This is a genomic window from Cryobacterium lactosi (assembly GCF_004403945.1).
Taxonomy (GTDB): domain Bacteria; phylum Actinomycetota; class Actinomycetes; order Actinomycetales; family Microbacteriaceae; genus Cryobacterium; species Cryobacterium lactosi.
The window spans coordinates 414,813-433,815 of sequence record NZ_SOHM01000031.1 but is presented as its reverse complement, the minus strand read 5'-3'; the positions used below and the strand labels follow the sequence as shown (position 1 = coordinate 433,815).

16 protein-coding genes are annotated in these 19,003 nt (G+C 68.4%); 3 read left to right on the top strand and 13 right to left on the bottom strand.

What is annotated here, in order from left to right; all coding sequences use genetic code 11:
* Positions 1 to 18: 18 nt before the first annotated feature.
* From E3T61_RS15615 to E3T61_RS15575, 9 genes are all read right to left on the bottom strand, one after another.
* Positions 19 to 1,740, bottom strand: coding sequence for a glycoside hydrolase family 5 protein (locus E3T61_RS15615; protein WP_134641732.1), 1,722 nt, complete (start codon positions 1,738 to 1,740; stop codon positions 19 to 21).
* A gap of 159 nt (positions 1,741 to 1,899) precedes the next feature.
* Positions 1,900 to 2,385, bottom strand: a complete 486-nt coding sequence (locus tag E3T61_RS15610) for an aromatic ring-opening dioxygenase LigA (protein ID WP_134641731.1) — start codon at positions 2,383 to 2,385, stop codon at positions 1,900 to 1,902.
* A 176-nt stretch (positions 2,386 to 2,561) separates the two neighbouring features.
* Positions 2,562 to 3,455 (bottom strand): pyruvate formate-lyase-activating protein, encoded by an 894-nt coding sequence (gene pflA, locus E3T61_RS15605; RefSeq protein WP_198418709.1) that lies wholly within the window; start codon positions 3,453 to 3,455, stop codon positions 2,562 to 2,564.
* Positions 3,456 to 3,501: 46 nt separating this feature from the next.
* Positions 3,502 to 5,769, bottom strand: coding sequence for a formate C-acetyltransferase (gene pflB / locus E3T61_RS15600; protein ID WP_134641730.1), 2,268 nt, complete (start codon positions 5,767 to 5,769; stop codon positions 3,502 to 3,504).
* Positions 5,770 to 5,967: 198 nt separating this feature from the next.
* A complete protein-coding gene (locus tag E3T61_RS15595; protein ID WP_198418708.1) occupies positions 5,968 to 6,903 on the bottom strand; it encodes a sucrase ferredoxin in 936 nt (311 codons plus the stop codon).
* Positions 6,900 to 8,168 (bottom strand): cupin domain-containing protein, encoded by a 1,269-nt coding sequence (locus E3T61_RS15590; RefSeq protein WP_134641729.1) that lies wholly within the window; start codon positions 8,166 to 8,168, stop codon positions 6,900 to 6,902. The genes E3T61_RS15595 and E3T61_RS15590 overlap by 4 nt, the downstream gene beginning before the upstream one ends.
* The gene (locus E3T61_RS15585; protein ID WP_134641728.1) at positions 8,168 to 8,422 is read right to left on the bottom strand and encodes a BatC protein; all 255 of its coding nucleotides are present in this window, start codon (positions 8,420 to 8,422) and stop codon (positions 8,168 to 8,170) included. Before E3T61_RS15585 ends, E3T61_RS15590 begins: the two co-directional genes overlap by 1 nt.
* A gap of 256 nt (positions 8,423 to 8,678) precedes the next feature.
* On the bottom strand, positions 8,679 to 10,526 hold the full coding sequence (locus E3T61_RS15580; RefSeq protein ID WP_134641727.1) for an HNH endonuclease signature motif containing protein: 1,848 nt from the start codon (positions 10,524 to 10,526) through the stop codon (positions 8,679 to 8,681).
* A 337-nt stretch (positions 10,527 to 10,863) separates the two neighbouring features.
* On the bottom strand, positions 10,864 to 12,252 hold the full coding sequence (locus E3T61_RS15575; RefSeq protein WP_134641726.1) for an FAD-binding oxidoreductase: 1,389 nt from the start codon (positions 12,250 to 12,252) through the stop codon (positions 10,864 to 10,866).
* A gap of 487 nt (positions 12,253 to 12,739) precedes the next feature.
* On the opposite strand from E3T61_RS15575, the gene E3T61_RS15570 reads away from it, so the two are divergent.
* Entirely contained in the window at positions 12,740 to 13,576 is an 837-nt protein-coding gene (locus E3T61_RS15570) for a hypothetical protein (protein WP_134641725.1), read from the top strand.
* Positions 13,577 to 13,682: 106 nt separating this feature from the next.
* Here E3T61_RS15570 and E3T61_RS15565 read toward each other — a convergent pair whose 3' ends face one another.
* Complete coding sequence (locus E3T61_RS15565; RefSeq protein ID WP_134641724.1) at positions 13,683 to 14,522, bottom strand: SDR family NAD(P)-dependent oxidoreductase; 840 nt, start codon at positions 14,520 to 14,522, stop codon at positions 13,683 to 13,685.
* Positions 14,523 to 14,700: 178 nt separating this feature from the next.
* Here E3T61_RS15565 and E3T61_RS15560 point away from each other — a divergent pair, with 178 nt between their 5' ends.
* Both E3T61_RS15560 and E3T61_RS15555 read left to right on the top strand, forming a co-directional pair.
* Positions 14,701 to 15,387 (top strand): GntR family transcriptional regulator, encoded by a 687-nt coding sequence (locus tag E3T61_RS15560; protein WP_166793266.1) that lies wholly within the window; start codon positions 14,701 to 14,703, stop codon positions 15,385 to 15,387.
* A gap of 16 nt (positions 15,388 to 15,403) precedes the next feature.
* Positions 15,404 to 16,594, top strand: coding sequence for an MFS transporter (locus E3T61_RS15555; protein ID WP_134641722.1), 1,191 nt, complete (start codon positions 15,404 to 15,406; stop codon positions 16,592 to 16,594).
* A 21-nt stretch (positions 16,595 to 16,615) separates the two neighbouring features.
* Here E3T61_RS15555 and E3T61_RS15550 read toward each other — a convergent pair whose 3' ends face one another.
* The 3 genes from E3T61_RS15550 to E3T61_RS22175 all read right to left on the bottom strand — a co-directional run bounded on the left by E3T61_RS15550 (position 16,616) and on the right by E3T61_RS22175 (position 18,960).
* Positions 16,616 to 17,020 carry a phage holin family protein gene (locus E3T61_RS15550; protein ID WP_134641721.1) on the bottom strand — a complete coding sequence of 135 codons (405 nt, stop codon included), beginning with the start codon at positions 17,018 to 17,020 and terminating at the stop codon, positions 16,616 to 16,618.
* 77 nt (positions 17,021 to 17,097) lie between these two features.
* On the bottom strand, positions 17,098 to 18,555 hold the full coding sequence (locus E3T61_RS15545) for a carbohydrate-binding domain-containing protein (protein ID WP_255455695.1): 1,458 nt from the start codon (positions 18,553 to 18,555) through the stop codon (positions 17,098 to 17,100).
* 15 nt (positions 18,556 to 18,570) lie between these two features.
* Positions 18,571 to 18,960, bottom strand: coding sequence for a hypothetical protein (locus E3T61_RS22175; protein WP_198418706.1), 390 nt, complete (start codon positions 18,958 to 18,960; stop codon positions 18,571 to 18,573).
* Positions 18,961 to 19,003: the final 43 nt, after the last annotated feature.

Below are 19,003 nucleotides of genomic sequence, written 5' to 3'. Positions count from 1 at the left end.
AACGCGACCTCGACACGGTTACCTGGTCGTGACCGTCAGCTTCGGTGACGCCGGGGCAGCGCTGGCCGCCACCTGAAGCCCGACGCGCACGGTCTGGCCTGAGGCCACCCGGCCGGCCCAGTCGGCGCCGGTACAGGTGATCGAGACCTTGGCCTTGAGCGTGCAGGTCATCCCCCAGGCGTTCACGATCCCGGTCGCCGTCGAATCCGGCCAGGTCACGGTCCAGCCAGTCACCCCTGTGGTGCCGGTGACCACGATGTCGGCGACGTAGCCCGCGCTCCAGGAGCTCTGCAGCTTCCAGGCGACCGTCGCGCCGGCGGCCGGCACCGGAGTCGCGGTCGGCGTCGGCGTTGCGGTCGGCTTGGGCGTTGCGGTCGGCTTCGGCGTCACAGTCGGCTTCGGCGTCGCCGTCGGCGTCGGCGTCGCGGTCGGCTTGGGCGTCACAGTCGGCGTCGGCGTGGCCGTCGGCTTGGGCGTCACAGTGGGCGTGGGCGTCGCGGTCGGCTTGGGCGTCGCAGTCGGCGTCGGCACCGGCGTCGGCGTCGGCGTCACACCCCCGGACAGCAGCGGTGCCAGCACGGCGAGCTTGGCCGTCTGCGGCGTGACCCAGTCGTCGGCGATGATGCCGCCGGTGTCGCCGCTGTTGGGATTGAACGACCAGTAGGCGAAACTGATCTGGTTGGCCGACAGATAGCCCACCAGGGAGTTCATCCACTGGGCGTCCGAGGTCGTCTCGAGCTTGCTGCCGAACTCGCCCACCAGCACCGGCGCGATGCCCCGCTTGCTGATGTAGCCCCAGTTGGCGTCCCACACGCCGGTGAGGTTCGCCGGGTAGTCAGCCGCGCCGAACCAGGTCTGCGGGTAGACCGACGCGGGGTAGTCGTGCGGTGAATACACGACCTGGTTGGCCACCTTGAGGGTCACGGGCTTGGCCGCGACGCCACTCAATCCGCCGCCCCACCAGGTGGACGAGCCCGAGGCCTGGTTCTCGATGCCCTCGACCAGGATCAGGAGTTTCGGGTTGACGGCCAGCACGGCGTTACCGCCGCGGGTGGCGGCCGCCTGCCAGTCGGTGGCGGCGTTACCGCAGCCCCAGCAGGCCGGCCCGTGCGGCTCGTTGTGCAGGTCGAAGCCGATCACGGTGGGGTCGTTGAGGTACCGGGTCGCCAGCGCGGTCCAGTCGGCGATCCAGCGCGCCTCGCTGTACTGGGCGGTGTACCAGAGTTCGGACTGCGAGCCGGAATCCGGGCGGTGCCGGTCCAGGATGACATTCAGCCCGGCGGCGGCGGCCTTGCTGATCAGGACGTCGAGCACCTGTTGCGGCGTCTTGCCGGCCAGGTCGGGGTTGACCGCGTAGTTGATCGAGCTCGTCGAGGCGGCGGCCAGGCACTCGTTGGAGAACGGCACTCGTACTGTGGTGAAGCCCATCGACTTGATCTGCGCCAGGCCGGCGGCCAGCGAAATGGTCCAGAGGCCGTGCGGGGCGCAGTTCGAGGTCTCCAGGCCGAACCAGGACACGCCCTTGACCACGTAAGGAGCACCGGAGGCGGTGACGATGCTGCCGCCGGAGGTGTGCAACCATCCGGCCGGCGTCGGTGCCGTGGCGGCGCTCAGCACGGATGCCACGGGTGCCGCCGCCGCACGCTCTGCCGGCACTGCCGCGGCGCTTCCGGCCAGCAGCGCCACGAGCGCGAGTCCCGCTATTGCACGTCGGATGCGTGACGAAAGGTGCGCGCTCATCTGTCCCCCATGTAGGTGGGCGCCGTGAGTTTTTTCCGGCCCCGGGCTCACACTAGGGCCAGCGTCGTGCCCCCGGCTACGTGCGGCCCGTTTTGTAACCGCCCGGAAACGAAAGAACGACCCGGCAGCTGGCTGCCGGGTCGTTCTGAGGGGTGACGACTACGCGCGGACGCCCGTGGCGGTGGTCTTCTTGGGCCAGGCCGGAGCGAGGGTCAGGATGGCCCAGCCGAACAGGCCGGACAGCACGCCCATGCCGATGGCGAAGGCCGAGACACCGAAGGAGACGACCGAGGTGAAGAGCGAGGTACGCAGGAACGACGCGTTCATGACCGTCGCGCGCAGCGGGTCTTCCTTGTCGAGCTCGGCGTAGGTCTTGTCTCCGGCCATGGCGAGGGCGTGGTGGTTGATGATGTCGGCCTGCGCGTACGCGGAGAACGGTCCGACGACCGGGGCACCGGCGAGGAAGGACGCATCCTCGGCGACGGTGATCTTCTCGGCAGCGAGCTGCGAGGAGACGACGCCCCAGACCACGCCTCCGCCGATGATCATGACGACGGCGCCGAGAATTCCGGCCCAACCGATGAGCTTGAGGACCTTGACCTTGGTGTCGCCCAGGGTGGTGGCCGGAACTGTTGCTGTTGACACGGTGTTGCCTTTCGTTGTGATTCTGAAGATACTCACAGTCTGGCAGCGTCCGGTTTTCCCAGTCAGGGTACAAAGTCCCTGGCCGCGGTTTCGCGTAGGCAAAAGTGCTGGTCAAAGCGAAAACAGCCTTACACATTTATATGCGTAAGGCCGGTATCGGTCGGTGTGTCTGATTTTTAGAAGACGGTGAGACCGCGCGCCTCGAACTGGCCGCGCACCCGGTTCAGCAGTTCGTTCTCGGGCGGGTGCACGCCGTGGAGGGGGTAGGGGATGCTCAGACGGTCCCACTTGTCCTCGCCCATCTGGTGGAAGGGCAGCACTTCGACGCGCTGGACGTTGGGCCAGCTCTTCACGATGTCGACAACGGCTTCGACGTTGTCGACGGCGTCTGTGAGCCCGGGCACCAGCACGAAGCGCACCCAGACCGGGATATTGCGCTCGGCGAGACGGTCGCCGAACGCGATGGTGGGCGCGAGTTCGCGGCCGGTGACCTTCTTGTAGGTCTCGGGCAGGCCCGACTTCACGTCGAGCAGCACGAGGTCGATGTTGTCGAGCATCTCGTCAGAGGCGCTCTTGCCGAGGTAGCCGGAGGTATCCAGGGTGGTGTGCACGCCCAGGGCGTGGGCCTCCTTGAACATCCGCTTGACGAAGGCGGGCTGCATCAGCGGTTCGCCGCCGGAGATGGTGAGGCCACCGTTGGTGGCCTTGAAGACGCCCAGGTATCGGGTCATCCGGGCGACGAGTTCCTCGATGGGAGTGACGAGGCCGTCGCGCATCTTCCACGTGTCGGGGTTGTGGCAGTACTGGCAGCGCAAGAGGCAGCCGGAGAGGAACAGGGTCATGCGGGTGCCGGGGCCGTCGACGGCGGTCACCAGCTCCCAGGAGTGCACACTGGCGACGGTGCCCTCTCGGATCGCCTTCATCTCGAGGGTGTGCAGCTCGGCCTTGCGGTCGGCGTCGTTGAGGGCGCTGACGTCGTCGGAGACGGGCGCCGACAAGTCGACGTGCTCTCCGGAAAGTTCTACAACAGGACAGGCAACGCTAGGGAAGCCGAGGTTGATCGCGGTCATGGTCTCGTCCTACCTAGCGTTGCCGGTCATCTGTTAAGGGTGTTCTTTAGTGCGAGTGGAACGTGCGGCTGATGACATCCATCTGCTGCTCGCGGGTGAGGCGAACGAAGTTCACGGCATAGCCGGAAACACGGATGGTCAGCTGCGGGTAGTTCTCCGGGTGCAGCATCGCGTCTTCGAGCGTCTCTTTGTTGAGCACGTTGACGTTCAGGTGGTAACCGGTGGCCGACGTGAAGGCGTCGAGCAGGCCGACCAGGCTGGTGATCTGCTCGTCCTTGGTGTGGCCGAGGCCGCTCGGAACGACGGTGTTGGTCAGCGAGATGCCGTCCTGCGCTTCACTGTACGGAAGCTTGGCGACGCTGAGCGCCGACGCGAGCATGCCGTGCGTGTCGCGGCCGTTCATCGGGTTGGCACCCGGTGCGAACGGCTCACCCTTGCGGCGACCATCGGGCGTGTTGCCGGTGGCCTTGCCGTAGACCACGTTGGACGTGATCGTCAGAATCGACTGGGTGTGGATGGCGTCCCGGTAGGTCGGGTGCTTGCGGATCATGGTCATGAAGCGTTCCATGACGTCCACCGCAATGACGTCGACGCGGTCGTCGTCGTTGCCGAAGGTGGGGAATTCGCCTTCGACGGTGTAGTCGACGACCAGGCCGGTCTCGTCGCGGACCGGACGGACCGTGGCGTACTTGATGGCGGACAGCGAGTCGGCAACCACGCTCAGGCCGGCGATGCCGCAGGCCAGGGTGCGGATGATTTCCTTGTCGTGCAGTGCCATCTCGAGGCGCTCGTACGCGTACTTGTCGTGCATGTAGTGGATGCAGTTCAGCGCGGTGACGTAGGTCTCGGCGAGCCACTCGAGGGTCTCGAGGTAGGCCGGGAAGACGGTCTCGTAGTCGAGGATCTCGTCGGTGTTCGGGGCGGTGGCCGGCGCGATCTGCTTGCCGGATACCTCGTCTTTGCCGCCGTTGATCGAGTACAGCAGCGCCTTGACGGCGTTGACGCGGGCTCCGAAGAACTGCATCTGCTTGCCGACCCGCATCGGGGAGACGCAACATGCGATTGCGGCGTCGTCACCCATTTCGTTGCGGATCAGTTCGTCGGACTCGTACTGGATGGCCGAGGTGTCGATCGAGACCTGGGCGCAGAAGCGCTTGAAGCCCTCGGGGAGCTTGTCGCTCCACAGCACGGTCAGGTTCGGCTCGGGTGCGGGGCCCACGTTGTACAGGGTCTGCAGGAAGCGGAACGCGGTCTTGGTGACGAGCGGGCGACCGTCTTCACCGATGCCGGCGAGCGATTCGGTGACCCAGGTGGGGTCTCCGGCGAAGATCTCGTCGTACTCCGGGGTGCGGAGGAAGCGGACGATGCGCAGCTTGATGACGAGGTCGTCGATGAGCTCCTGGGCGCCCTCTTCGTTCAGGGTGCCTGCGGCGAGGTCGCGCTCGATGTAAGCGTCGAGGAAGGCCGCGTTACGGCCGAACGACATTGCCGCACCGTTCTGCTCCTTGACCGCACCGAGGTACGCGAAGTACAGCCACTGAACGGCTTCCTTGGCGGTGGTGGCGGGCTTGGAGATGTCCGAGCCGTAGCTGGCGGCCATCTGGGCGAGTTCCTTGAGGGCCCGGATCTGCTCCGAGTTTTCCTCGCGGGCACGGATGATGTCCTCGGTCGAGGGCTCCATGTCCAGCTCGGCGCGGTCGTTCTTCTTGCCGGCGATCAGGGCGTCGATGCCGTAGAGGGCAACACGACGGTAGTCGCCGATGATGCGGCCGCGGCCGTAGGCATCCGGCAGGCCCGTGATCAGGTGGCTGCTGCGCGCACGGCGCACGCCGGGAGGGTAGACGTCGAAGACCGCGGTGTTGTGGGTCTTGCGGTAGTCGGTGAAGATCGTCTCGAGCTCGGGCGACACGGGGTAGCCGTAGGTCTCGAGCGAGGTGGCGACCATGCGCCAGCCGCCGAAGGGCATGATCGCGCGCTTGAGCGGCGCGTCGGTCTGGAGGCCGACGATGACCTCGTTGTCCTTGTCGATGTAGCCGGGCTTGTGCGCGGTGATGGACGACGGGGTGGTCGCGTCGATGTCGTAGACGCCCTTTTCGCGCTCGACCGGGAACATCGCGGACAGTTTTGCCCAGATTCCGGTGGTGCGCTCGGTGGCGCCGGCGAGGAAGCTGGCGTCGCCGAGGTACGGCGTGTAGTTGCGCTGGATGAAGTCGCGCAGGTTGATCGAGTCCTGCCACGGGCCGCTGACGAATTCGGCCGGGCCGGTTTCTGCGAGACCGTGCTGGTCGCTTCTGATGCCATCTGTGACGGTCATATGGTGTGCTCTCCTTGTAGGATCGAGGCTTTCCCGCTGACTGGGTGTTTCACCCACCAGTCGGGCCACGAGAGCAGGACCACGAGGTACCAGCTAATGCCACGGTGCCGGTGGTTCGCCCTCTGTTCTGAACACTACCCTTCGAGCGAGTCCGCCAACCGGGACCTTGGTCCCGTATTCACCTCCAGTTGGGGGGTCTCACCGGGAAGCTATCGAGCGCAGTTCGAACTCCCGAACCGGCTGGGCGGAGCCGGCTGCGCAGGTGCTGAGAAGCGGCTCCGACCGGGTCTCGCCGAGCCTCACCACGAGGTGTTCTCCGGCGTGTTCTCCGGGGTGCCTGAAGCTCACGGTGTGCACTCCCCCTGACTCCGTCCAGGACTCGTATTCGAATGCGTCGATGCGGTTGTCGCCCCGATTGGCGCGGGCGAACGCGGCCGCCGCCTGCACCACGTTGGGCAGTGAACTTCGGCCGCGGAACAAGCGCGGTTCGATGCGGCCGTGGAGGTAGGCGTCGACCAGGCCGGGGGCCTCGGCACCGTTCACCCGGCCGTAGTACAGCCCGTGCGGGAACAGGATCATGGTGGCCGCGAACCTGTCTCCACCGAGGTGCGAGCACTCCCAGGTGGCGGCCGGGTAGACCTCGGCAAGGGCGGTGACCACCGGGCGCCCTTTCACGGCGCAGCACTGGTCGTGCCTGGCGTGCGTGCACACGCAGATGAGCGGCTCGGTCGACGGTGTGCCGCTCGACCCGTCCAGCGGCACCCGCATCAGCTCGGCGGGGTCGGACACCACTCCCCAGTGCACTCTCTCATGGCCGACCCTGGCGTCCACGGCCGCCCAACGCCACTCGGCCTGGGCGCGGCGCTGTAGCGAGGTGCGGCCGGTGCGGCGGATGGCGAGCGGGCGGATGCCGGCGGATTCGATTCGGGTGACCAGGGCCCGGGCAAGCGCGGGGTCCAGCGGTGACTGCAGGAAGGCGTGCGCGCCCCAGGCCCCGTCGATCTCGACGAGGAACCACCGTTCGCCGTAACCGGCCGTGCCCAGGAGGGGATCGCCCCGCTCAAGCGAGCGATCGCTGCACGGCAGCCAGCCGGGAGCTGCGCTCTGCGCGTGGGGCAGGTCGGGCAGGCTCACCGCACGACCAGAACACCCTCGCGCACCAGGCGCCGGGCGACCACGAGGGATGAGGCCGGGTCAAGGCCGGTCAGGTCGCCGGCCTGCAAGGTATGTCCGCTGAGAATCTGGGTCAGCGCGTCGGTGGCCTCCGCGGGTAGCGTCACGGTCTTGCCCGGCAGCAGCAGCGCGACATCGGCCTGATCCAGACCCTGCCGCAGCCGGGCATCGAGTCCCCGGCGGAGGCTTACCGTGGTGACCTCGTGCAGTGCGGCGGCGGCGGCCGTCGTCGCCAGGGGCGCGATCGGTTCGGCGCCGGGCCGCACCCGGCGGGCCAGCCGACCGGACACTGCCTGAGCCTGGGACCGGGCTTGGGCCGTCTTGTCGTCGCCGGTGTCGTCGCCGGCCGTGTAGCGGGCCAGGTCCTGCACGACGTCGGCCAGCAGGGCGCCGACTGTCGCCGCATCCGTGAGGTCGATGCCGAGTGGGAGGGCGCTGCGCAGGCTGGTGTCGACCGCGGCCTGGGCGATGGCCTCGCGTAACACGTCGTGGCGGGTGAGGGCTGCAACGCCGAGGGTGAGGTGGATCGAGGTGCCCCCGAGTGCGGTTGCCGAGTGGATCCAGCCCCTCGGCAGGTAGAGCACGTCGCCCGGCCTGAAGACCTCGTCGATGGCCGGGTCGGCCTGCGCCTGCAGCTCCACGGCGCGCCGATGATCGGTCCACGGTTGGTCGCGGAGCGGCTGTGGGTGCACCGGCGGGTGGATGCGCCAGCGCTTCTCCCCCGTGATCTGCAGAACGAAGACATCGTGCACGTCGTAGTGAGGGTCGAAGCCGCGGGCGGACGCGGGCGTGATGTAGGCGTTCACCTGGACGGGATGGCCGAGGTCGGTGATGAGTTGCCGGGTGAAGTCGGCCAACGGCGGCCAGGTGCGGTGCAGCCCCTGGAGCACCAGGGTGGCTCCGCCGGAGAACTCGTCGAGTACCTTGTCGGCGCTGACCTGGTCGCCGATCTCTGCGCCGAGCCCGCCCGGTGCCGTGTAGCGGCCGGGGTCGAGCACGGTGCCCTCCCGCGCCATGCGCACGAACGGGGTGCGCAGTCCGCGGTGGGTGACGAGTTCGTCGACGGCCTCGGCAGTGAACAGGTCATCGAAGTGGCTTGGCAGTGCGGCCGCTCGGGTGAAGAGCGGCTGACGGTCCCAGTTGTCTGCGGCAAAGGTATCCGGGGACACCGCCAGCAAGCGCGCGAGCGCGGGACGATCTCTCGTCCCGCGCCCCTCGCTCGTCATCAGGCAGTTCCGTCGGCGCCGCCGTCGTGGCCTTCGGGGTTGGCGCCGCCGTCTGCGGTGCCCTCGCTCGAGGCGGAGCCATCGGCACCGCCGTCGTGGCCCGCCGGGTTGGCGCCGCCGTCAGCGGTGCCCTCTCCGGCGTCCGCGGTGCCGTCCGCACCGCCGTCGTGGCCTGCCGGGTTGGCACCGCCATCCGCCGTGCCCTCGTTCGAATCCGCGCCGGATGTGGTGATGTCGTCGTCATTGATGCCCACTGCGTACCTCCGTAGCCGTAACCGGGCGTCGGCTGACACCCAAGGCGATAGTACGTCGCGGGCGGCCCTGATGGCAGTACTCCAGCCCGAAATACTCCAGCCGAAAATGCCCTCTGGCGGCCCAGAAACCGCCCGGGGAGCAGCGGGACGTCTGCGCGTCGTGCCGGCGGGTCTTCTCGTCTTACCGTCGGGTCCACCCGCCCTACCGCCGGGTCTACTCGTCCTGCCATCGGGTCCACCCGCCCTACCGCAGGGGCTACTCGTCGTGCCGGTGGGTCTCCCGGTCGTGGGCCCGGTGTTTGTCGGGTGTGCGCCATCGTCCGGTCGGGTCGATCCAGTGTGGTGCTTTCACCTGCGGTAGCCCGTTGACCATCCGGATTGTCCAGCCGGCGGTGTCGATGGTGTGGTGGTGGTACCAGCAGAGCAGGACCCCGTTGGACACATTGGTTGTCCCGCCGGTTTGCCAGGGGATGACGTGGTGCACTTCGGTCCATTGGGGTGGGCAGTCACAGCCCGGGATGATGCAGCCGCCGTCCCTGGCGGTGATCATTTTGCGTTGCATCGCGCTGAAGCAGCGGGCCTTGTTGCCCAGGCCGAGGACGGCGCCGGTGCCGCCGAAGAAGATGGGTTGGAAGCCGCCGTTGTCGATCATCTGGTTGATGGTTCTCATCGAGATCGGCCCGTCAATGCCGTCGATCCAGCCCACCCCGGCCTGTGCGAGTAAGTCGGCCGCGTTCACGTGGACCATCACCGTGGGTGGCATGCCGCCCATGGTCGGGGTGCGGGGGTCCTGGGCGTCCTGCACGAGGATGCCGCGGAGGATGTCGGCGCGTTTCTCGCCGCCGGTGCGTTCGTCGATCACCTCGCCCGGGACCAATTCGCCGGACTCGATGCGCTGCTGTTCCTCGGCGGAGGGGAAGGCGGGTGCCGAGCGGGCGGATTGGAACGTGTTGAACAGGTTCTGGATCACCCCCTTCAACTCCGGCGTCACGCCACCGCGCAAGGGGTGGAGGCCCCGGGCGAGCTCACCGAACGAGATGGTGGATGTAGCTTCGAGGGTGGTCTCATTCGGGGCGAGCCCGTCGGGGTTGAGTAACGCCTGCATCCGCACGGCCAGGGGCCGGAGGTCATCAGCCGGGTAGGTGAAGCCGTCCGAGTCGCGGAGCCGGCGGATCGGACCGGTGAACCCCGTGCCGGCCTCTCTCCCGGTGTCCGTGTCGCCAGGGCCGGGGATGCGGTCAAAGACCGACCCGGTCGCCCGTTCGACCAGGATGACCTCGGCGGACTCCACATCAGCCTGGTCGGCATCGAAGCGGCCGTGCACCTTGAAATCGGTCAGCCCCTTCACGATGTTCTCGGCCGCATCAACCCCGAGTTCGCCGGCTTTCAACGCGGCGGCGACCGCGGGGAACTCCGGCTCGATGACCTGCCCGCCCAGCACCCTCGGGGCAACCTTCTCGCCCAACGCCAGTCGTCGTTTCATCTCCTGCCGGGAGGCGAGGGTCAGCCGGGTCAGAAGGTCGTTTTGGTGCGAGGCGCCCAGCCGCCAGGCCATCGAGTCCCGGCCCAACCCGGGCCGGGACCGGTAGCCGACCACCGTCGCGGCACCGATCCGGGCCGCGTCCACGGGACGCCCGGCGTGTTCGACCATCTGGGTGAACGCCACCACCTCCGCGTCGCTGAGCGCGTCCAGGTCGATCGACGCCAGTACGGCCTGCACCATCCCCGCCGCGTCCTCGAGGACTCGGAGTTTGTCACCGAACGCACCGGTGTGGGCGCGTTGAACCCCGGGGAGTTCGGCCGGATCCCGCCACACGGGCTGCCCCACGCTCGGGCCACTCCGCGACGGACCGGGGTGTGTTCCGCGGGAACCCCGTGCCCGGGTGCGGCCCAGAGTGAAGGTGGCGACTTCGGACTCAGTGCCGCCCGCAGCACCGACCCCGATGTCGGTACTGCCTCGTAGGCTGGCGGCGTCTCGGCCAGTGGCATCCAGCCCAGTGACATCCGGAGCCGGAGCGGCCAGAGCGGTGTTCCAGTCGTGGAGATTCGGACCGGTGGGAGGAGTTCCCGTCGGTGCGGTGGAGCCGAGTAGCTCTTCATCCATAACCCCATTCTCTCACGAATCAGAGATAAATGTGAGTTAATGTCAAGTTTTGCACAGGGCAGTTTCAGAGATTTCTTCGGCTTGCAGGGTCGGCTCACGGGGTCTCGACGAGCTCGACCAGCGGGATGGGGCGTTGTCGGGCTCGGCCCACGACGTCTCGGCAAGCTCGAGCAGCGGGACGGCGCCTTCCCAGTGTTGGCGCACTGGGTCTACCTCGACAGGATCAGGGCGGCGGCGACAGGAGTGTCCGACGGCGACGAGCCAGGCCAGGCCGAGCCAGGCCAGGCCGGGCCGGGCCACGCCACGCCACGCGAGCGAGCGGGCCGGGCCCGCGGACCTAGAGCTTCTTGCCGGGGTTGAGGATCGAGTGCGGGTCGAAGGCGGCCTTCACGCGCAGCTGCAGGTCGCGCAGCACCGGGCCGAGCTCGTCGTCGAGGTGCGCCCGCTTGAGCACCCCGATGCCGTGCTCCCCCGAGGCCGAACCATCGAGCGAGATGGCCAGGTCGATCACCCGCGCGAACGCCGCATGGGCCTTGTCGATCTCGCCGGGCACTTCGGGGTCGTAGCCGATCACTGGATGCAGGTTGCCGTCACCGATGTGACCGCCTGTGCTGATCGGCACATCGAGCTCCAGGGAGATCTCGGCCAGGCCCGCGAGCAGGGCGGGCAGCTGGGAGCGCGGCACCGTGATGTCCTCGTTGAGGCAGCCGCCTCGCACGGCCTGCACGGCCGGGTGCAGCAGTCGTCGTGCGCTCATGAGTTGATCGAGCGACTCGGTGTCATGCGCGATGGTGACTTCCACGGCTCCCCCGGCGCGCAACATCCCGGCGTAGACCTCGACGTCGTCGTGGGCCTGACCGATCTGGTCTGACTGCACGAGCAGCAGCGCGCCGGCGCCGGCGGGCAGAGTCGAGGCCGGATCGAAGGCGTTGATGGCGGCGATGCACGCACCGTCGAGAAACTCCAACACGCTCGGCCGGCGATCACCGGCGACGATGGCATTAGCGGCCGCCAGGGCATCCTCGACCTTGGCGAACGTCGCCGCGACGCCGGAGGGACTGCCGGGTTTGGGCAGCAGGCCCACGGTGATCTCGGTGATGATCCCGAGCGTCCCTTCCGAGCCCACCAGCAGTGCGGTGAGGTTGTAGCCTGCGACGCCCTTGATGGTGCGCTGGCCGGTGTGCACGATCGACCCGTCGGCAAGAACCACGGTGAGCTGGCGCACGAAGTTGCCGGTCACGCCGTACTTGACGCACAGCATCCCGCCGGCGTTGGTGGCCACGTTGCCGCCGATGGTCGAGGCGCGCCACGAGCCGGGGTCCGGCGGGTAGAACAGGTCGACGGCCTCGGCCGCACGGGCCAGCGCGATCGTGCGTACACCGGCCTGAACTGTCGCGGTCTGGTTCGCGGCGTCGACGACGAGGATCTTCTTGAGCCTGGTGGTGCTGAGCACGATGGCGCCCTCGATGGCGTTCGCCCCGCCGGCCAGGCCCGTGCGGGCTCCCTGCGGCACGATCGGGATGCGGTGGGCGGCCGCGATCGTGACGACGGCGGCGACCTCCTCGGTGCTGGCGGGGAAGACCACGGCGAGAGGCTCGCCGCTCAGGGTGCCCTCCGACTGGTCGCGCCGGTTGCTCTCGGTGCGGGGCCCCGTCACGATCTGTGCGCTGGAGAGCACGGCGGTGAGTTCGGCGACAACTGCGGACGCGACGTGGGTCTCGGTCATGACTACCTCTGTTTGAAACGCACCTTCTGCCGGTGCCTCAGTGGCACGCTGACTCGTCAGATCGCGCCCGGGGCCACAATTCTATGCGGGTGATTTCACGGTGACCTGCGCTTTGACAAGCTCCACGTAGTATTTCCGCACGCTGGCACCGCTTTGCATATCTCACCCTCGCTCCGAACGCCAGGGGCCATTGCGCCTTTTGTCATACCCCGAGCTCCGCACTCAGCGCCTCTCGCCCAGCTCGTCACACAACCCGCAGGCCGGAGGGATAGAGCACGTTCTCCCAGTGGTCGTAGCTCCAGCCCGAGGTACCGATGTGAATCATCAAGGTGTTGGCAACACCCAGTCGGTAGTATTTCAGATCAGGTGACGGCAACACGACCGGCACACACATGCACCGGGGGTGGCACGAATTTCAGCAGAAACGCCACACTCGCCTCGCCCGCGCCTGTCGTCGGCATGGCGGCCCTCGGGCACCCGGGCCCGGATGATCGTGGCCGCGGCCGCCGTCATACTCCTGCTGGTCGTCGTCCTGGTCGTGCGCGGGGTGTCACTGGCGGCGGCCCAGGGTGAGTACGCTGCCGCGGCCGCCCTCTTCCAGAGCGACCAGGCGCGGGCGGCGCAGACCGTCACCGACGGGGAGACCTCCCTCGACGAGGCGATCGCCCTCCTGGACGCGAGCGAGGGCAAGGTACTCACCGAACAGCCCCGACTCGAGCTGGCCGACGCGATCGACTCCGCGACCGCCCGGCTGAGCGCGGCCGCGCAGGAGCTCACGGCGGCCCAGAGCGCAGCGGCCACCGGGAGTGCTGCACCCGCCCTCTTCGAGCTGGGCGCCGGGGTCCGCGAGAATGCCCGCGCCCTGTCAGCCTTCGACTTCGGTGCCGCCGAGGGCGTCCACGGCGTCGCCGGGGACCTGGCCGCTCCCGTGGCGGCCGTCACGGCGGCCATGGCCGAGTGGCAGGCCGAGCAGGACCGGATCCTCCGCGAGCGCTACTCCAACAACGTGCACGCCACCGGCTGGACTCCGGAGCTCGACGAGTGCATCGGTTCCGTGGACGTGACCGCGTACTACCAGGACGTGCCGACCATCGCCGAGCACTGGTCGTGCGGCGGCAAGGACTTCCCCGACGACGCCGGAACCGTGATCACCCTCACCGGTGTGCACGCGGGAACCTACCGGGTGGACGGCATCGTGGCCATGCTCAACGCGGACCGCAACAGCACAGCCGACCTCCCCCGCGGCTACGACCTGCTGTACCAGACCTGCCAGAACGGCCAGTCGGCCACTATGTCGTTCACGGCCCTGACCAAGATCGCCTGAGCCGGCCTCCCCCGGCCTTCCCCGGCGCACCTGTTGCCGCTGCGGACAAGTGGTCCAGGCACACCAGGCGCAGATGTCCGCACAGGGAACAGTTGGCTGAGCGGGGTCAGCTGCCCTGCGGCAGCAGGTCGGAGGCGACCATGTCGATGCTGCGCTCCCAGAGCGCCGTCGCGAGGCCCGCATCCGAGGCCTGTCGGTTCGTGGAGTGCACCCGGCGCTTCTCGTAGAACTCCCCCGACTGCCAGTCGACCCCCGCGGTCGTGCTCGCCAGCCAGACCAGGGTGTCTGCGCCCTTCTCCGGCGTGATGAGCATGCGCTTGAGCGCGGTCTGATACAGCAGCCGCATGATGCTCGTGGATTCGGTGGAGAAGCTCGTGGCCACGATGCCCGGGTGGAACACCGCCGTGACGAGTCCCTGCGAGCTGTAACGCCGGTGCAATTCCTTGGTGAAGAGGATGTTCGCCAGCTTCGCGTCACCGTAGGCGTTGTTGGGCGAGTACTTGCGCTCGTTCTCGAGGTCATCCAGGTCGATGTGGCCGAACCGGTTGGCGGCGCTCGAGGTGTTGATCACCGCTGCCCGGCTGGCGAGGAGCCGGTCCATCATCAGGGTGGTGAGCAGGAAAGGCGCCAGGTGGTTCACCTGGAAGGTCTTCTCGTGGCCGTCGACCGTGACCTCACGGTCACCCAGGATTCCGCCGGCGTTGTTGGCCAACACGTCGATGCGCGGGTAGCGCTTGAGCAGTTCGGCGGCGAGGGTGCGCACCTCGGCGAGTCTGCTGAAGTCGGCGATGAAGTGATCGGCGCCGATCTCGGCGGCGACCGCCTCGGTCTTCTGCGGCGAGCGCCCGACAACGACGATGCGGTCACCGGCCGCAGCCAGCGCTCGCGCGGCCGCCGCACCGATGCCGTCGCTGGCGCCGGTGATCACAATGGTTCGTTCGCTCATCAGATGCTCTTCCACTCGGGCCGGGGGTTCGACACGGGTCGCGTCGGCAGATTTTGGGGCGAGGCATCATCGGCTCACGACATTTGCACTCTACTGCCAGCGCCCCGAGCGGCCGCCCATGAACCATGTTGAGGTTATTGATGCATTTATCAACCGGTTTTCTCGGTACGCTGGGGGAATGCAGTTCTCACCGGCCTCCAGTTCCCGGGCCTCCAGTTCCCGTGGCACCGGCCCCTCCGCGGCAGAGCGTGCCTACTCCCACGTGGCCGACGCCATCATCTCGGGCGAACTCGCGGCAAGTGCCCTCATCACCGAAGGGGACGTCGCCGCCACGCTCGGGCTCAGTCGCACACCGGTCCGGGAGGCGTTCCTCACGCTCGAGTCGGCCGGACTGCTCAGGCTCTTCCCCAAGAAGGGCGCCATCGTCACCGCGGTCGACGACATCGAGACCGCCGAGCTCCTGCAGGTGCGCATACTGCTCGAGACCAAGGCCGTGCAGCTCCTCGGCGACCGCCCCGGCCGGATCGACGCCGTCGATGCCGAGCTGCAGTCCCTGATCCAGGCGCAGACGGATGCCGCCGCCGCCGGCGACCTCCTGGCCTACGCCCGAGCCGACCACAGGTTCCACTCCCGCATCGTCGACGAGACCCACAACAGTGTCATCGACGAGATCTATTCCCGCCTCGGCCCCCGGCTGGAACGGCTGGTGCACAGGGTGGCCGTGCGCGACCCCGACACCATCGACAGGCTCATCGCCGAGCACCGCCTGCTGGCCGAACACCTGCAAGTCGGCGACACAGCCGCCTACGACCAGCTGTTGCGGGCCCACCTGGAATCGGGGCACCGCGTGCCCCGGATGCTCTGACCAACCGGAAAGCACCATGACTGACCGCACCACTGCCCCCTGGCACCTCGCTGCTCCCGCCCTGTTCGTGATGGCGTGGGGTGGCAACCACTTCACCCCGCTGTTGCACATGTACGAGACCCTGGGCCACTACTCCACCGTGACCGCCGACCTGTTCCTCGGCTTCTACGTCGTCGGACTGGTTCCCGGTCTCCTGCTGGCCGGCACCCTCTCGGACCGTTACGGGCGCAAACCTCTCGTGGTCGCGGGTGTCCTGGCCGGCATTCTGGCCAGCGTCCTGCTCGGCCTCGGCTTCTCCAGCGAGGTTGTCATCTGCCTGGGCCGGTTCCTGGCCGGCCTGAGCGTGGGCGTGGCGATGTCTGTCGGCACCGCGTGGATCAAGGAGCTCTCCAGCGCCCCACACGATCTGGTGGCCCGTCCCTCCGCCGGGGCGCGCCGGCCGGCCCTCACCCTGACCGTCGGTTTCGGTCTGGGCGCCGGGGTGTCCGGCGTTTTGGCCCAGTGGGGCCCGCTACCCACGCTGTTGCCCTACGCGGTGCACATCCTGCTGAGCCTGCTGATCCTGCCCCGCCTGATGCGCACCCCGGAGACCGTGCCACGCAGCAGGGTTCACGCCTCACTCTGGGGTGACCTCAAGGTACCGCTGGCCGGCCACCGCCGCTTCCTGCGTGTGGTGCTGCCGACCGCCCCGTGGGTGTTCGGCGCCGCCGGCATCGCCTACGCCATGATGCCCAAGCTCGTGGAGTCGCAGCTCGGTGACCTCAACCTGGCCTTCGCCACCCTCCTGACCGTGGTCACCCTGGGCACCGGGGCCCTCGTGCAGCCTCAGGTTTCCAGGCTCAACTCGCTCACCCGGGGCCGCGCCATCCTCGTGGGCATGGGCGTCATGCTCGTCGGCGTGCTCAGCGCCGTCGCCACGGCCGTCACCCTGTCCCCGGTGCTCGCCCTGATCACGGGAATCGTGCTCGGGGCCGCCTATGGCATCACCGTGGTCGCCGGCCTCGTCGAGATCCAGCGGATCTCCACTCCCACCGACCTGGCGGGTATCACCGGCGTGTACTACAGCCTCACCTACGTGGGCTTCCTGCTCCCGGTGCTCTTCGCCAGCCTGACCGAGTTCGCGAGCTACCCTCTGATGCTCTCGCTGCTGGCGGCGACCTGCGCCGGCTGCCTGGTGCTGACCGCGGTGGGCCTGCGCCGCCCCTGAGCCCGCCGCCGGCATCCGGCGTCAGGGTATCGGGCGCGTCACACCGGCGCGCTTGCCCCTCGCCTCGCGCAGGAACACCAACGGGAGCAGCAGCGTCGCCACGGCCGTGACCAGCCAGACCACCAGTGCGGCCAGGATCCAGGTCTGCCACCCCGTGATGGTGAGCCCGCCGGGGAACAGCGAGGCGATCCACAGCGCGACGAACGTCGACAGCAGGCCGATGCCACCCAGGAACGCCGGCGCACCCCGTGCGACGACCTTGGCGAGGAACGGCGAGAGCACGCTCTGGGTCACGGCGAACACGACCGCCGCGGTGACGAACCCGCTCGCGGTCACCGTGAGGTCCGGCAGGACCAGCGATGCCACCCAGAGCCCCAGGGCCGCGGAGAGCAGAAAGATCAGCGCGCGCAACAGAATGCGAATCATGCCGCGATGGTAGCGCCGCCGCCCGGCCGCGTCATCCCCGCCGCACTCCCCGACCACCGGGTGACCGCGATCACCGGTCAGCGGGGTCCGCCTCCCCCGCCACCGCCCATCGTTCCGGTGACGGCCACCCCGGCGGTGACGCTGCTGGTCTTGGCGGCCGAGGAGTAGTCGCCGTCGGAGTAGACCCCGTCGGCGATCTCGCCGCTGGCGGTTCCGCCCACGTAGACGCTGTAGCTCTCGCCGTCGACAAGTTCGTCGGACGAGAACACCACGGACTGGAAGTCCTTGGTCGACGCGAAGGCCATCACCACGTCACCGGCACTGTTCACCAGCTGCACGGTGGCTCCGGCGGCCTGCACCGAGTCGAACGAGACCGCCACGAACGACTGCGCAGATCCCGAGTCGGGCGACACGGCCATTCCGGCGCTGCCTGCCGCCAACAGGGTTCCTCCCGTCACGGAGAAGGTGCCGTTCACGTCGAGAGCACCGTTGCCGCTGTTGGTCGGACCGTTCACCACGAGGATGCCGCCGCTCATGGTCGCCGAGCCGTTGGAGTCGAACCCGTCCCCGTCGGCGTTGATGACCGTGCTGCCACCGGTGATGGTGACGGTCTCCCCGCCGTCGGCGTCCATGCCGCCACCCTGGGCAGCGGTGCTGGTGCCGCTGGACGCGTTGATGCCGTCGTCGTCCGCGGTGATCGAGACGGTGCCGCCGCCGATGCTGATGGCGGTGCTCTCGAAGCCCTCATACGAGGTCGTGACGGTTGTGTCACCGCCGATGACGTCCAGCGCCGTGTCGGCGTGCACACCATCGTCTCCGGCCGCCAGGGTCACCGTGCCGGAGGCGATCCGCACGGTGCCGTCGGAGTGCAGGGCGTCATCCGCCGCGTCGACGGTGAGCGTGCCGCCGTCGACGACGGTGACCACGCCCGACTTGACGCCTTTGGCCGAGATGTCCTCCGACACCGTCGCCGTGTGGCCGCCGCCGGATTCGACCGTGACATCGGCCCCGGAGAGCACCACATCGGTGAACGCCTGCAGACCGTCGCCGGCGGCCGTCACGTCGACGGTCCCACCGGCGAGCGAGATGTAGCCGCGGGTGCTGTCCTCCTCGTTGTCGGACTTGAGGCCGTCGCCGCCTGCGGTCACGGTGACGGTGCCGCCGGCGAGCGAAAGGTAGGCCTTGCCGCGGATGCCGTCGTCGATCGCGGTCACCGTGACGGTGCCCGAGTTGATGATCAGGCCATCCGTGCTGGTGATGCCGTCGTTGCCGTTTCCGGTCACGTCGAGCGAGCCGGTACCCGTGATGGTGAGGTCGGCCGCGCTGTAGAGCGCCGCGTTCGCGTCAGCGTCCTCGGCGTAGCTGTCGGTGTCGGCCAGGGAGTTGCTGGAGCCGTCGGCCAGCACGATCATGGCCTCGTCGGCCTCGGTCACGACGAGGGCCGCACCGGTGGAGTTGGTGACCTCGACGCCGTTGAGGATCAGGCGCACCGTGCCCTCCCCGGCGGATGCGACCACGATCTGGCCGTCGTCCAGGGCCCCACTCAGCTCTTAGGTGCCCGCCGCGGTGATGGTCACGGTGCTGCCGGAGATGGTCACGGCGTCGCTCCCTGACGAGCTGTCGACGGTGGCGTTGTCGCCGTCCAGGGCGATCTGCACCACGTCGGCGGCGTCCCACTCGTAGTCGGCGGCGTCGTCGTGGGTCTCCTGGTTGGCGGCCAACACCTCGGCGGCGGTGGTGGAGTCGTCGATCGCGACCCCGGCGGCGGTGTCCGCTGACGAACCGGTGGCGGTGGAGTCGGTGGTCGAGGCGACGGCCGCGCATCCGGTCAGCAGGGCGACGGTCACCAGGAACGGCAGCACCGTGTAGGTGCAGGCCTTCACGCCGGAGCGGCGCTGGCGGGGCCCGGCAGTGCCGGGGTCATGGGGCGAATTCTTCATGGGGTACTCACAATCGATGGGGTGTCAGAGCGGGTCGGAGAGC

What these genes read in the sequence shown, in the direction of transcription:
- E3T61_RS15615 (WP_134641732.1), bottom strand. Translation starts at nt 1,740, where the DNA reads ATGAGCGCGCACCTTTCGTCACGCATCCGACGTGCAATAGCGGGACTC.
- pflA (WP_198418709.1), bottom strand. Translation starts at nt 3,455, where the DNA reads ATGACCGCGATCAACCTCGGCTTCCCTAGCGTTGCCTGTCCTGTTGTA.
- pflB (WP_134641730.1), bottom strand. Translation starts at nt 5,769, where the DNA reads ATGACCGTCACAGATGGCATCAGAAGCGACCAGCACGGTCTCGCAGAA.
- E3T61_RS15590 (WP_134641729.1), bottom strand. Translation starts at nt 8,168, where the DNA reads ATGACGAGCGAGGGGCGCGGGACGAGAGATCGTCCCGCGCTCGCGCGC.
- E3T61_RS15580 (WP_134641727.1), bottom strand. Translation starts at nt 10,526, where the DNA reads ATGGATGAAGAGCTACTCGGCTCCACCGCACCGACGGGAACTCCTCCC.
- E3T61_RS15575 (WP_134641726.1), bottom strand. Translation starts at nt 12,252, where the DNA reads ATGACCGAGACCCACGTCGCGTCCGCAGTTGTCGCCGAACTCACCGCC.
- E3T61_RS15570 (WP_134641725.1), top strand. Translation starts at nt 12,740, where the DNA reads ATGATCGTGGCCGCGGCCGCCGTCATACTCCTGCTGGTCGTCGTCCTG.
- E3T61_RS15565 (WP_134641724.1), bottom strand. Translation starts at nt 14,522, where the DNA reads ATGAGCGAACGAACCATTGTGATCACCGGCGCCAGCGACGGCATCGGT.
- E3T61_RS15560 (WP_166793266.1), top strand. Translation starts at nt 14,701, where the DNA reads ATGCAGTTCTCACCGGCCTCCAGTTCCCGGGCCTCCAGTTCCCGTGGC.
- E3T61_RS15555 (WP_134641722.1), top strand. Translation starts at nt 15,404, where the DNA reads ATGACTGACCGCACCACTGCCCCCTGGCACCTCGCTGCTCCCGCCCTG.
- E3T61_RS15550 (WP_134641721.1), bottom strand. Translation starts at nt 17,020, where the DNA reads ATGATTCGCATTCTGTTGCGCGCGCTGATCTTTCTGCTCTCCGCGGCC.
- E3T61_RS22175 (WP_198418706.1), bottom strand. Translation starts at nt 18,960, where the DNA reads ATGAAGAATTCGCCCCATGACCCCGGCACTGCCGGGCCCCGCCAGCGC.